Consider the following 13443-nt stretch of genomic DNA (forward strand, 5'->3'; position numbering starts at 1 on the left):
TCCACTAGAGTCATCTGAACCGCACTGCTACTCATCTCCAGAGCTCTATTGAGCGCAACTACCAGCATCGGCCCCGTAGATGCCCCCCAACATCATGGTCACACCCCGATTCGTAGATCTCAACTTTTGCCCAAATCACCCATGATTTCGGCTCTTATCTGCTCATACTGCCTGAGCCGCTCACTAGCACTTGGCAATTCACTAATTTCTCCAGACCTAGACGCGTAATCCTGGAACGTTTCCAACTGAGTCAGCTTATCTTCGAGTTCTAATCTTTTCACTGCCGTGGCCCCCTTAGGTCTCCTCACAGTAGCATCACCCAGAAGTATTTGACCCAATCATGCCACAAGTACTCGAGCAGACCTTACTACTTGGACAATTCCGCACCCGATGCGACTAAACCAGATAGATATTTAAATGGCTCCACCAACCGCGTGTAGGAATCATGTAATTCTGCAGAATTTCTTGATTGTCGAATAACTGCAGACCTATTCTTTAGATGACACCTCCCTTCCGACTCCCACCACATGGAAGGTAACCATGCCTACCACATCAAAATAACTATTAGTGTTTCCGTACTTTCCTTAGCGGACACCCTAAAGCGCGCCTAACAATCAAAGTATTAAAGTTAGCTTCCTGCACCGAAATTATATTTCTAGCATCAAGAAGCCTGCACCATACTTGAGTAAACGGCGGAAATATCAACGCGCAGCGCACTGGGAGTGTGCGATTTCTGACAGGCACCTCTAAATCAACCTTTAATTCCATTACACGCCATTACAACCACTACAAACACAAGCTAGAAGCGCGTATGCTAATAAAATGCCGGGCACACAAATGGAGACAAATATGATAAAACTATTTAACAACAAATGGATCTTAGGCGCTGCCAGTTTTTTATTATTAAGCACTGCAGCACATGCATTTCACATTAGCGAAACAAAGTGTTCGAATAGCTGTGTAGTTGTATACGACTCTGCCACCGGCACCACAACAATCACAGATTGTTGTGGTGGGACAGTTACAGTAACATTCTTACCACATCCCGACGAAGAGTTCCCAGGCGACAACTAATTAAGACATAGAAGCAACTGCCCGGCTAACCAATGCATTAGATATTTAAATATGAGAAAACCCATGATCAAATATTTTGCTACATTTGTGATAATCTCAATATCAGCAGCGTTTTTTTTATTGAAAGACCCACTTTCCCCTCCCGAGGTTGACCGATCTCATACTGATAACGATCAGGAGCACGTTGACCACCACGCTCACGATCAAAGCCATAGTCATTCTGGATCAGCACAGGAACCTGCCACTGAAAAACAAGATAAAAAAAGCCAAAAAGAATTAAGCATAAATGATATAGAAGCCAGGCTTTGCACCGACGACTTTGATCACCACTCCTGCAATATAAAACTCGACATCGATTTAACTGAAGCCTTGATTGATAAAAAATCAAAAGCTGCACGGGTGGAAGAGATTGGAGCCGTACTGCAAAGCAAAAATTTCGACGAGGTAATGATGTCAATTACTGGACATTCTTCAGAAAACATCATGAAGTCTGAAAATTTTAATATGCGAGCCAGATCTATTGCCGAAGAATATGAAGGCTCAATCGAAAGCAATTTTTCATGCAATGAGTCATTATGTTTATCAAAGTTCAGAACTGACAACAATGATGACTGGAAAGATTTTCAGCAGAAGTTTTTCACAGATGAAGCTGCTGGAAATATATTCATTCTTCCCGAGTCTGAGAGCTCAAACACGATGCGAGCAATGCTTGTCTTTGGAAAGGGGGCTCCGGTACGAAGAAGAGAAGACTAAGAAAAAAATGCAAGGCCTGCGCACTGCGGGCCTTGCAAAAACTTCGACTAACAAGTCACTGCCAACTAGAACTCACGAAATTCCTTTCAAAAAAGCCCCTCAATCTCACTTTCTTGACATAGATCTTTAAACTTATCATTACAAAATGGGGCCTGGTAGAACTCGCATTCTGATTTGAAGATCAACTTATCTTCGATACCACTTTCATCAAATAAAAGCTTGGCAACTGTCATAGGCTCACCAAACTCGTCATTTTTACGAGTACTTTTGGACTTGTCGACCTCACCTTCCACCATTATATGGAGAAGATAAAATTCATGCCCATCAACCTCTACTGGCAGAAATTCACCAAACGACTCAAGCATCAATTTGAAATAGGCATAGACCCACCCAGAGAGTACAAGTTCCGCACCCTTCAGACTGATACGCCTGGAATCTTCACGGCCTGCGTACCACTCATGGGAGCAAACATCGATTTAACACCACCCCACTCGCCCAGTATCGAAGAATTGTTTGAGCTTGTGATCAGCGCAACCGCGCGCAACAGATCACTTCTTCCCAGTTACTCAACAATTTGAAGTGTGCCTAATTGTAGAGCCTGAAAAAATTCGTAGTCATTTAGTAACTTATAAACCATTGCATTTGGGTTCCAGTCTGCATATTTTGGTTGAACGATCTCAGGTGGGGGGAGTCCCATCCTGCAATTGTCGCTTAATCACTGAGAGTCGATTTAAAAACGCAGATTTTCGTAAGGTTTCGGGTAGTGCACCTACAATCCAGTGCTCATAGTTCCAGCCGTGCAACTCCTTATGCACCAGCGCTTTAGGAGTCAAGTAATGAGCACGGTCCTTTTTCTTGCCTGGTAGATAGACTCCGTTTATAGGATCGTTTATACCTACACCATGCTCATGTAACGATACGCGAACATCCAAGCTTGCCGCTTGAATCCATCCTCCTTTGCCTGGAAGGATGTGGTGAGCAACGTGATCAGGACTCGGGCGTGGCTCATCGACTGCAGCAAGGTTCTTCATCAGTACGCGAGTGCGGTGGTGCTTTTCAGCTGTAAGTTCTGCATCCAGTCCACTCGCAGCTTTGGAGGCTGCCTGCGCTCGGTATACATCAAGCTCAGCCTGAAGTCCCGCCTGGGATTTCAGGCGAATCCGTTTTTTTGTAAATACCGGCGAGTCGCTTCCCAATCAGCCTCACGCTTCTTCCGTGATTTCTCAGACTCATTTTTACGAACATTCTCTGCACGCTATTTATGGTGCGGATGTACCAACCTCTCATACTCATATACAGCCAGTTCGAATGCGGTAGCGTACTTCGGCGGTGCCTCTGGAGCCCTTGGTTGCTCCCACCTTTCACCCATATGACCATCCCTATATAGTTGAGGGCCTAAACTCTACAATTCCGACCTGCAGTAATCAAAAAATCCGGCAATGGTACAGCATTACCACTTACCAGATATCTTACCTCCCAATTGTATAAACATACCGTGACCAGCAGTGTGAGGCTGCCGCTCAGATCGAGAAATCACAAAAAGATGCAACACAATAGCTGTGATCCTTCTTAATTAAGAGATACCTACGATGGAAAGGTTTTTGATTCGTTATGGCTGGAAGCAGTTGCGAGGAAACAAAAGTCCGGTTGCGGGGACGCTAATTTGCTGGGTGTGTTGGACGACCGCTATTTGGCTTAGGGCTCTACGCAACAGCTAGAGACCACTACACCACCAACCTAAGAAGGTTACCGGGAACAAGACTTGGTCGATCGCAGCCAGGTAAACCGGACGCCTAATTGAATTGTATTACTGGATCGAAGCTGAATTGCGAAGGATACTACCTTTTATCGGCCCAACAAAAGGGGGCAAGGCGTAACTCTCTGGTCCCGAACGGCGCCATCAGTAGCTACAGCTCCTTCCCCCCTTTTGGAGAGCATTATCTTCACTCACCTCTTCAAGTCCTGCCGATTTTCGATGGTCTAGCTGAGCATTAATGGTTGAATCAGACACAGATGTACCAACAGCAACCAGGGCAAAAAGTGCAGATATTCCCGAAATAATAGCGCGAATTTTTGCATCTTTACACCATCTTTAGCGCGCTCTGCTTTGGCACTAGCTAACTCCAGCTCAATACTCAGCTGAACCCCGTGAACACGACTTTCAACTACCGAGCGGACTATTTCAAACAGTGACTTTCGATTGGGCCCAGTGGTTGCGCTCCAGACTTCTGGCGCGGTATCAGCCTCGATTATCGACAGGCTGCCAATAATTCCTAGCATTTCCTCCTTGATATTGATCCAGGCAGTAAGCTCCTTCTCGTTACTGAGGTTTTCTGGCATCTCTCTGATTCTTTCTCTGAAACTCTTTGGATACTCTGTCTCGTCCACTAGGTTCTGTATTTGCTCTAGAGATAACGTCACGCTTTCATGCCCGCTATTGGAAGTGGATCACTGGCCTTAGTATCACGAATCAGCAACAAATCACCACACGGGTTTACTACACTATGGTCAGAAGCGAAAAAGCCCCGCACTTGCCGGGGCTTCTATATGGGGTGACTGGGGGGGGGCGCACCCGCGTCCCCAGGGAGCCACACTCTTGAGGTCAGTGCTTACCCTATTTTTTTATATGACGAGCAGAAACTCGGAGCGTTGCGAGTAACAAAGATGGGACGGAGGTCAGTGGTGCTGGAGCGGGATTTTGACAACTAGCTTATGGGATTACCCGAGCTTGCACTTGAAACGGCTTGCAGAAGTCCGAACAAGAAGAAGTGAGCGGCTGTTGCAGCTCTTATTCGTCACGAAGGATCCAGTCCAGTTTGTCGCGCCATTTTTGCAACCACACACCGACTTCGGGCTTGTGAGTGTGCAAATCGTAGATACTTACAACGCCTTTCTTCGTGTGGCCAATAGCCGCCACCCCTACTGCCTCTGGACAACCCAGTCGACCCAGGTTCGTCCGGCAAGTGCGGCGCAAGTCGTGCGGAGTCCAGTGTTCCAAGTCCAGCAGGAGCCCCTTTTCATCAAGCCAGTCAAGACGTTGGCTCAGTTGCGCTTGCGGTAGCGGCCTTTCTCTCGATGGCACCTGAACCGGGCATTTATTGATTTCCCGCCCCTTTTTATATTCCGCCAATAACTCAACCTTCTGCCGGGGTAAAATGATACGGCGCGGAACAGAGGTTTTATTTTTGGGCCAGGTGAATACCCCGCGCTTCAAATCGCGTTGCCACCATATTGCGCTCATGATTTACCCACCCCGACATCCGATCTGAAGAAAAACCAGCATGGCCACCCGTAATTCATCATTCATTATTCCGGGCTGGTGTATCCACTCATAAAACTCCCTGATCTCCCAGTCTTCAAAGAACCGGGTTTTGCTGTCGCCGCTCAGTTTCACACCGACATCTTTCGAGTCGTACCGTGCCGACCTAGCTGGAGTCGTAAAATCATCGGGGAGCATATCGTCAAGCTTTGCGTAACCAAACACCTTGGCAAGCTGGTCGCAAATTTTCTTTGCCTGCGACCTTTTCCCCCTCGATGTGTGTCGGCGTGCTAGTCTGCGTATGTCACTGCTGGTGATCGAAACAAGCGGGCGTTCACCCATAACGTCAACCACGTTCGCCTCAAGAAATAGTTCCACGGCGTGCGCGTTTTCGGGCTTCCAATTCGCTTGCAAGTGTTGCTTTATGTAGTTGCGCACGGCATCGGCTAGTGTGGGGCCTCGGAGCTCCCCTGGACTGGGTTCACTAGTCATGCGCGCTGCTTGAGGTTGCAGCTCCTTTATGGCCTCTTTGGGGTCGATTCCCTCTTTCCGAGCCTTCTTGAGTTGGGACAGGACAACCCGCGCCTGGATCAGGGGCAACTCAGAGAACCGCCAATCCGCATCTGCTTGATTCCACCTTGCCACCTATAGCAGAAGATGAATTACACGTCACTCTTGCCGCACTTGGCCTGCAACCCGGCATTATCGCTGGTATCTATATACACCTCACCCGGCTTCATTTTGTTCAGCAGCCCCGTCGTCAAACCCTTATCATTAGACGTTCATGCCATCCTGTATCAGAGGTTTAAAATCTACGCAGGTAGCTCAAGAAACGCCCAGATCAGGGGTGTAGGTTTTCTGGAAAAAGCTACACCTTTTACTCATTTGAGCAGCAATTGGGCAGGTTTGAGGAAAATTGAGAAGGGAACTCAAATTGTCTGAAACCCTCGCGGTTGCTAGCTTTCAGGGCGCCCCCATGAATTCTAGCCTACGGGAAGTGATCATAAACGAAATCACTTAAACTTATTACAGGGCACCGGCTGAGGTATTCTTGCCGGTCAGCAGTCCGTATCGGGAGACAGGTTTTTACATGCCTAAAGGAAGCCGCCATTCTAACAAGGCGCCCAGTGCATTGATATTCGATTCCGGCGTCGGCGCCATCAGTATCGCGCGCGAGATCCGTCGCCAGATACCCGGCTTGACCCTGCACTTCGGTATCGACAACGGTTTTTACCCCTACGGCAACAAGTCAGAAGACTCCCTGCGCCCCCGCATCGTGGAAGTCGCCAGCCATATGATGGCCGCCTGCGAGGCGGACATCCTTGTGGTCGGCTGTAATACCGCCAGCACCCTCGCCCTGCCCGCCCTGCGCGAAGTGTTGAATCAGCCCGTCGTCGGCGTAGTGCCCGCCATCAAGCCCGCCGCTGCCGCCAGCCGCTCCGGCACCATCGCGCTGATCGCGACGGAAGGCACAGTCAACCGCCGCTACACCCGCGAGCTGATCGAAGAATTTGCCAATAGCAACCGGGTCATCAACGTGCCGGCACCGGAACTGGTAGCGCTAGCGGAGGCCAAGCTGCGCGGCGAGGCCATTGCCCCCGCAGACCTGGCTCCGGTGATCGAACGAATCTTCGCAGGACCGGATGGCGACACCGTAGACACCGCAGTGCTCGCCTGCACCCACTTCCCCCTACTGCGGGATGAACTCGCTGCGGCCTCACCGCGCCCCCTGACCTGGCTGGATTCTGGCGATGCCATCGCCCGGCGGGTACGCTGGTGGCTTGAAGAGCTGAATATCACATTGCCCGAAACGCCGGGGAACAGCCTGCTACTCACCAGCAGCAGTGAAAACCACAGCGCAATCCTGCGGGCGTTCTCCGAATTCACCCCCGAATACCGCACTACCGCCATCCCGGTTAGACTGTAAGCGCGCGCCTTCGCGGCAACATCAATCCCAATAAATCAATAAGCGTTTTTCATGCTGCAACCCGCATTCCCACTGCTGCAGATCCTCAACCAGCTGCCCGAGGGCGGCCTGCTGCTCACCCCGACCAATCGCCTGCGCAACCGCTGCCAGCAGGTGTACGGCATCGGCCAGCAAGCCAGTAAAAACTGGGCCCCACCCGCCGTAGAGTCCCTGCAAGGCTGGCTCGACAAGCTCTGGTTCCAGTTACAGCAGTCCCAATGGCGTCCCGCCATGTGCCGGGTGCTTAACAAGGAGCAGCGCCAACTGCTGTGGCAGCAGTGTGTGGAAGAGACCCTCGACAAGGGACTGATCAACACCCAGCAACTGGCGGCCAACTGCGATACCGCTCTCGCCCAGCTGATCCAGTGGCAGCGGATCGATAACCCCGAAGAAGCCGAATCAGCCCTGGCACCGCACTGGGAGAAAACCGGCCTGTTACCGGATGATTACGCACTGTTCAAGGTTCTGCCGCTGTTCCACCAGCAATTGCAGCAGCGCAATGCCATCACCCCGGATCAGCGCGACCAGCTGATCAAACGCGCCTTCGCGGAAAACCAACTGCCGAAACTGCCGCAGATTTCCCTGGCCGGATTCGTACAGCACTCACCACTGGTTGAGCAGATTTTCCAGCGCGCCTGCGACACGCTGCAAAACTTCCCGATTCCCGATAAGCCGGGCGCAAGTGTAAAGGTTGCGCAGTGCCACAACCTGGAAGAGGAACTCTTACAGGCCGCACGCTGGTCCGCGGAAAAACTGCAGCAAAACCCCGACAGCAGTATCGGAATCGTGGTGAACAACCTCGGTCAGTGCCGTCCGCTGGTTGAGCAGGTTTTCGCTCGCGTGCTCGAGCCGCAGTGGCTCAACCCGTCCCAGGCCGCCTACACCCTGCCGTTCAACTTTTCCGCCGGTACACCGCTGGCAAAAACGCCGGTAGGCGCCGCCAGCCTGCAGCTTCTTGAAACCCTGCGCGATACATTTGATTACAGCGCACTGCGCAACCTGTTGTTCTCTCCATTCTGGGGTGAGCAAAGTGCCGAGGAACTGCATCTGCGCAGCACCCTGTTCCGGCGACTGCAGAAACAGGAGCTGCGCGAAATATCGGGCAGTGTGCTGCGCACCTGGGCCGAAAAGCTCGCCGCCGAACTGGCCCCCGACAGTCCGCTTCCCGGGCAACTGAACCAGTTGGGCGACTGGGCCCGACGCTGGCAACGCGCGCCCGCAGAAATCTGGGCACAGCGTTTTTCCGAGCTACTCTCACGGCTGCAGTGGCCGGGAAATCGCAATCCGAACAGTCAGGAATACCAGCAGCTGATGCTGTGGGAACAGGCATTGGAAAACTTTGCCGGCCTCACCGAATTCAGCGGAGCCCAACCACTCAATAAAGCCCTGCAACTGCTGCGGCAGATCGCCAGTCGCACGCCTTTCCAGGCAGAGACCCGCGACGGTCCACTGCAGATCCTCGGGGTACTGGAAGCGGGCGGCCTCGCGTTCGATCATCTGCGTCTGGTGGGATTCGGCCAGCAACAGTGGCCCGCACCCCCCTCCCCCAATCCGATGCTACCGGTACTCTGGCAGAAGGAATGGAAAATGCCCCGCGCCAGCGCCGAGCGCGAGCTGGAACTTGCCCAGCAGCTGACTGCGGACCTGCTAAATGGCAGCAGCGATATCGTGGTCAGCTACGCCTGCGAAGAAGATGGTGTCGGGCAGTCCCTGAGCGCACTGTTCGGCACGCCGGAACCGGCAGAATCCTTCGAACAGGATTCACTGGCCAGCCATTACCTGGCACTTGAAAGTGCGCCCGCGCTGGAAAAGATTGGCGATACCAACCTGCCACCACTGAGTGCGGAAGACTGCGCCCAGGTGCGTGGCGGTGCCGGCGTTCTCAAGGCCCAGGCACTCTGCCCACTCAACGCCCAGTTGCGCTATCGAATGGGCGCCGAGGAATACGCGGAACCGGGGCTCGGTCTCAGCGCCGCCGAACGGGGCAACCTTATCCATGAAATGCTCGCCGCCTTCTGGATTAACTGTAAAAGTTCACAACAGCTCGCTGCCATGACACCGGAGCAGCTCGCGCTACAGATCCGGTCCAGCATCGACACCGCCATCGGTCGCCTGAAGAAAAAGCATCCGGAACTTCCACCCAAATTTTGGGAACTGGAACAGGTCCGCCTGCGGGATATTTTCGAGCAGTGGCTACCCCTCGAGCAGGACCGCCCCGTATTTACGGTCGAGCAGGTGGAAACCGCTCTCACCGTCACCCTGCAGGGCCTGACCTTCACCCTGCGCCTGGACCGCCTCGACAGCCTCGTCGACGGCGAGCAACTGGTGATCGACTACAAAACCGGACAGACCTCCGTGAGCGACTGGCTGCAGGAACGCGTGAGAGAACCACAGCTACCGCTCTACGCCCTGTTCCACCCGCAAGCCAAGGCCGTCGCCTTTGGCGCGGTGAAAAATGGCAGCTGTAAATATCAGGGCTGCGGGGAACTCACGCACCCCATCAACGGCATCAAGTCGGTGGCAGATAGCCAGAAGGAGAAGGAACCTGAGTTGATCCAGTGGGACCAACTCAAACAACACTGGCAACAGGCACTGGAAGGCCTCGCAGAAGAATACAAGACCGGCCACGCGCCCCTCGCGTTCGACCGACCGGCAGACAACGATAACCAGAAATCCCTGTGGCCACTGAATCGCTGGCCGGAAAGACAGCAGTAACACCATGACCACGCATATACCCGTAGATGCCAGTGAACGCGCGCAAGCCCTGGAGATTGCCGAGAGCTATGCTGTATCGGCACCCGCCGGTTCCGGCAAGACCGGCCTGCTTACCCAGCGATTGCTGAAACTACTCAGCGCCTGTCAGCAACCGGAAGAAGTGCTCGCGATCACCTTCACCCGCAAGGCCGCTGGTGAAATGCGCGAACGCCTGCTGGACGCGCTGCTGGATGCCCGCGACAACCCGGAACCGGAAAACCCCCACGGCAAAATCACCTGGCAACTGGCGCGCGACCTGCTCGCCCACGACAAGCAACAGCAGTGGCATCTGCTGCAAAGCCCGCAGCGCCTGCGCATCCAGACCATTGACGGCCTGTGTCGCAACATTGCCAGCCAGCTACCCATCGACAGCGGTCTCGGCGCACCTGGAGAGCCCCTGGATCAACCGGCCATTGCCTACGAGATGGCTATTGCCAACCTGCTGAAAAAGCTCGAGCGGGAAGAACTCGACGAGGACCTCGGCCGGCTGCTGCTGCACCTGGACAACAATCTCCCGGAAGTCAGCGACATGCTGAAAACCCTGCTGGAGAAACGGGAGCAGTGGCTGGAGCCGTTGCTATCGGTACACAATGAAGTCGCAGAAGACTATTTCACCCAGGTGATCAAAGAGCTGATCAACGCACAACTGGTCGCGTTCAAAAATCGTCTTGGCAGTTTCGCCGGAGAGTTGATGCAATTGGCGGATTACGCCGGCAGCAACATGCAGCAGGAGAAACCGGGGCATATTGTCGGCAACCTCGCCGGCATCAGCGCCCTGCCCCCCTGTGACGATACGGGACTGGCACAGTGGCTGGCACTGGCAGAGCTATTGGCAACGGGCACCGGCACCCTGCGGAAATCTGTTACCAAGACCATCGGGTTTCCCGCAGCCGACAAAAAATCTCCCGATCCCGAGCGGGCAAAAGCGTATAAAGAACGCATGACCGCCCTGCTGGAGGCAATGCAGGATGTGCCCGCGTTACTCGAGGTTATCGCCGAAGTACGCACCCTGCCCGCCGGCATGGACGACAGCCAGTGGCAGATCCTGCGCGCCATGGCCCGGGTACTGCCGCTGCTGGTGGCGGAACTGAAGCTGGTCTTCCAGCAACTGGGGAGCACCGATTTTACCGAAGTTGCCCAGGCCGCACTGGCGGCACTGGGAGAGAGCGACTCGCCAACAGATGTGGCATTGAAACTGGACGTGCAGATCCGCCATATCCTGGTGGACGAATTTCAGGATACCTCCCAGCTGCAGCTGGAACTGCTGCAGAAACTCACCGCCGGCTGGGAGCCGGACGACGGCCGCAGTCTGTTTATCGTGGGTGACGGCATGCAGTCCTGTTACGGATTCCGCAATGCCAACGTGGGTATTTTCCTCGACGCGCGCAATGAAGGCATTGGTGAATTGCCGCTGACGCCACTCAACCTGCAGGTAAATTTCCGCTCCAGTAATGCCGTGGTGGACTGGGTCAACCGCACGTTTGCCCGGGCGTTCCCACCCCGGGACAATATCAGCCGCGGCGCGGTGCGCTATCTGGATTCAGTCGCCTTCAAACCCCGCGTGTGGGATGGCGAGCCGGTGAGTTTCTACGGCTGCGTGGACGATGAAGATCGTTTACAGGAAGCCGAAAAGGCAGTCGCCATTATTCAGGACCTGCAAACCCGCGCACCTGACGACAGCATTGCGGTACTGGTGCGCAACAAAAAGCACCTGCAACAGATTCTGCCCGCACTGACCCGCGCCGGCATTCCCTACCAGGCCCAGGATCTGGCACCGCTCGCCAGCAAGATGGTGGTGCTGGACCTGCTGAGCCTCACCCGTGCACTGCAGGATCCCAGTGACCGGACCAGCTGGCTGGCTGTATTGCGCGCGCCCTGGTGTGGGCTGGAGTTGCCGGACCTGTACGCGCTCGCCAATTTCGATGCGGGAGAAAGTGGCCCCCGCGACCCGCGAGTAGCGCCGATCCTCAACACCCTTGGCAATCCGCAAGCGCTTGCGGCACTGAGTAGCGATGGCCGCGCACGCCTGGAGCGTTGCGTACCGCAATTGCTCGAAAGCTGGCAACAGCGAGGGCGCAAACCGCTGCGCGTATGGCTGGAAGGCCTTTGGCTCGCCCTTGGTGGTCCCGCTACCGTCGCGGACAAACGCGAGCTGAGCAACGCCGCAGACTTTTTCCAGCTATTGGAGAAGTACGACCACGGTGGCGGCATCGCCGACTGGCCAGCGTTCGAACAGGCACTGGAAAAACTCTTCGCGCGTCCGGCGCAGGAGGCACGGGTCCAGGTCATGACCATTCACAAGTCGAAGGGACTGGAATTCGACCATGTGCTGATTCCCGGGCTCGACAAATCCGGCGGCGCCGGCGGCAGCGACCAGCTGCTGCGCTGGTGCAGCTGGCTGAACAGCGAAGCCCACACCCGCTTCCTGCTCGCACCCAAAAGCCCGCGCAGCGGTAAAGACCCTCTGTATGCCTATGTGAAACACGACAACAGCGAACGCGAGCGTTTGGAGGGCACACGCCTGCTTTACGTGGGATGCACCCGGGCCATTCACAGCCTGCACCTGCTTGCCTGCGTAAAATCTTCCGACAAGAAAAATGAGGATTACAAGTCGCCCACCGCTGCGTCACTGCTCGCCTGCATCTGGCCGACCCTGTCAGACAACTCGGCCAGCCCGTGGTGTCACTGGCTCGAAACCGATGCCCCGGCACAACAGGATGAATACAGGGATCACAGCTTCCTTCTGCATCTCCCCCAACACTGGCAGGCCCCGCCCCATCCACGCGAGGACTATCTCGCCCGCTACCGTATGGGCGACTTCCAGCGAGATGACAGCGAAGAGGCCAACCTGCCGGAGCTGGGCCAGGTCCACCAGCGGTGGTTCCGCCACGCCGGTACCGTCGCCCACGAAACACTGGCTACCCTCACCGAGTTCCCCGAGCGACTGGCGAAGCCCCCGGAGCAGCTGATCGAGGAATTGCGCCCGCTATGGCAGCTTCGCCTTGCCCAATCCGGCCTGAATGGAAGCAGCCTGGAAAAAGCCCAGGAGAAAGTGGAACAGGCCGTTGTACGAACCCTGCAATGCGAAACCGGACGCTGGCTACTGGATGCCAGCCATACCGAAAGTGCTGCGGAGCTGGAGCTGCACAGTGGCGGACGCGAGCTCAGGCGTAACATCGTCGACCGGACCTTTATCGATGAACACGGCACCCGCTGGATCATCGATTACAAAACCGCAGAGCCCACTGCTGCCGAGTCCATCGAAGAGTTTGTAGCCCAGCAACTCGAGCAGTACCGCAACCAACTGGAAAACTACCGCCGCCTGTTTTATCAGCGCGGCGAAAAGTCCGTCCGCTGTGCGCTCTACTTTCCGCTGTTCCAGCACATGGCAGAGCTCCCCAACTAGGGCGTGAATCGACCCGATATCGAGCCCCACAGGACGGGCAGATGAAAAACTGCCCGTCCTAATCCACCCGAAGGGCGCGACGTCTCGCGCAATCGCATCCCTTCCACGGCGAAGTTAGCCGGACAGATATTGCGGCCAACTGGCAAATCAGTGACATCTAAAACTGTTTCAAATGAAACCCTAGCCCTGCCTGCCCGGGCTGGGTAGCATAACTGCCCCGCAGCGCACGCC

Annotated in this window: 9 protein-coding genes; 4 read left to right on the forward strand and 5 right to left on the reverse strand. The window is 54.7% G+C overall.

Features of this window, described 5'->3' with window-relative positions:
* Positions 1 to 1137: 1137 nt before the first annotated feature.
* The gene (locus B4U49_RS17425) at positions 1138 to 1827 is read left to right on the forward strand and encodes a hypothetical protein (protein ID WP_143735727.1); all 690 of its coding nucleotides are present in this window, start codon (positions 1138 to 1140) and stop codon (positions 1825 to 1827) included.
* Positions 1828 to 1913: 86 nt separating this feature from the next.
* On the opposite strand, the gene B4U49_RS17430 is transcribed toward B4U49_RS17425, so the two are convergent.
* The 5 genes from B4U49_RS17430 to B4U49_RS17450 form a co-directional block, all read right to left on the reverse strand.
* The gene (locus B4U49_RS17430; protein ID WP_078085887.1) at positions 1914 to 2192 is read right to left on the reverse strand and encodes a hypothetical protein; all 279 of its coding nucleotides are present in this window, start codon (positions 2190 to 2192) and stop codon (positions 1914 to 1916) included.
* A 312-nt stretch (positions 2193 to 2504) separates the two neighbouring features.
* A complete protein-coding gene (locus tag B4U49_RS17435; RefSeq protein ID WP_078085888.1) occupies positions 2505 to 3023 on the reverse strand; it encodes an AHH domain-containing protein in 519 nt (172 codons plus the stop codon).
* A 784-nt stretch (positions 3024 to 3807) separates the two neighbouring features.
* On the reverse strand, positions 3808 to 4167 hold the full coding sequence (locus tag B4U49_RS17440) for a hypothetical protein (protein ID WP_143735728.1): 360 nt from the start codon (positions 4165 to 4167) through the stop codon (positions 3808 to 3810).
* Between the two features lie 448 nt (positions 4168 to 4615).
* A complete protein-coding gene (locus B4U49_RS17445; protein ID WP_078085890.1) occupies positions 4616 to 5068 on the reverse strand; it encodes a tyrosine-type recombinase/integrase in 453 nt (150 codons plus the stop codon).
* Positions 5069 to 5071: 3 nt separating this feature from the next.
* Positions 5072 to 5686, reverse strand: coding sequence for a phage integrase central domain-containing protein (locus B4U49_RS17450; protein WP_143735729.1), 615 nt, complete (start codon positions 5684 to 5686; stop codon positions 5072 to 5074).
* A 490-nt stretch (positions 5687 to 6176) separates the two neighbouring features.
* Here B4U49_RS17450 and murI point away from each other — a divergent pair, with 490 nt between their 5' ends.
* The 3 genes from murI to B4U49_RS17465 are packed head-to-tail and all read left to right on the forward strand — an operon-like array spanning position 6177 to position 13212.
* A complete protein-coding gene (murI, locus tag B4U49_RS17455) occupies positions 6177 to 7013 on the forward strand; it encodes a glutamate racemase (protein ID WP_078085892.1) in 837 nt (278 codons plus the stop codon).
* 51 nt (positions 7014 to 7064) lie between these two features.
* Positions 7065 to 9767 carry a PD-(D/E)XK nuclease family protein gene (locus B4U49_RS17460; RefSeq protein ID WP_078085893.1) on the forward strand — a complete coding sequence of 901 codons (2703 nt, stop codon included), beginning with the start codon at positions 7065 to 7067 and terminating at the stop codon, positions 9765 to 9767.
* A 4-nt stretch (positions 9768 to 9771) separates the two neighbouring features.
* Complete coding sequence (locus tag B4U49_RS17465) at positions 9772 to 13212, forward strand: UvrD-helicase domain-containing protein (protein ID WP_078085894.1); 3441 nt, start codon at positions 9772 to 9774, stop codon at positions 13210 to 13212.
* Positions 13213 to 13443: the final 231 nt, after the last annotated feature.

It is taken from the genome of Microbulbifer mangrovi (genome assembly GCF_002009015.1).
GTDB classification, from domain to species: domain Bacteria; phylum Pseudomonadota; class Gammaproteobacteria; order Pseudomonadales; family Cellvibrionaceae; genus Microbulbifer; species Microbulbifer mangrovi.

Excerpts from the sequence above, each read along its gene's own strand:
- B4U49_RS17425 (WP_143735727.1), top strand. The coding sequence starts at position 1,138 with ATGATCAAATATTTTGCTACATTTGTGATAATCTCAATATCAGCAGCG.
- B4U49_RS17465 (WP_078085894.1), top strand. The coding sequence starts at position 9,772 with ATGACCACGCATATACCCGTAGATGCCAGTGAACGCGCGCAAGCCCTG.
- B4U49_RS17430 (WP_078085887.1), bottom strand. The coding sequence starts at position 2,192 with ATGCTTGAGTCGTTTGGTGAATTTCTGCCAGTAGAGGTTGATGGGCAT.
- B4U49_RS17460 (WP_078085893.1), top strand. The coding sequence starts at position 7,065 with ATGCTGCAACCCGCATTCCCACTGCTGCAGATCCTCAACCAGCTGCCC.
- B4U49_RS17445 (WP_078085890.1), bottom strand. The coding sequence starts at position 5,068 with ATGAGCGCAATATGGTGGCAACGCGATTTGAAGCGCGGGGTATTCACC.
- murI (WP_078085892.1), top strand. The coding sequence starts at position 6,177 with ATGCCTAAAGGAAGCCGCCATTCTAACAAGGCGCCCAGTGCATTGATA.
- B4U49_RS17440 (WP_143735728.1), bottom strand. The coding sequence starts at position 4,167 with ATGCCAGAAAACCTCAGTAACGAGAAGGAGCTTACTGCCTGGATCAAT.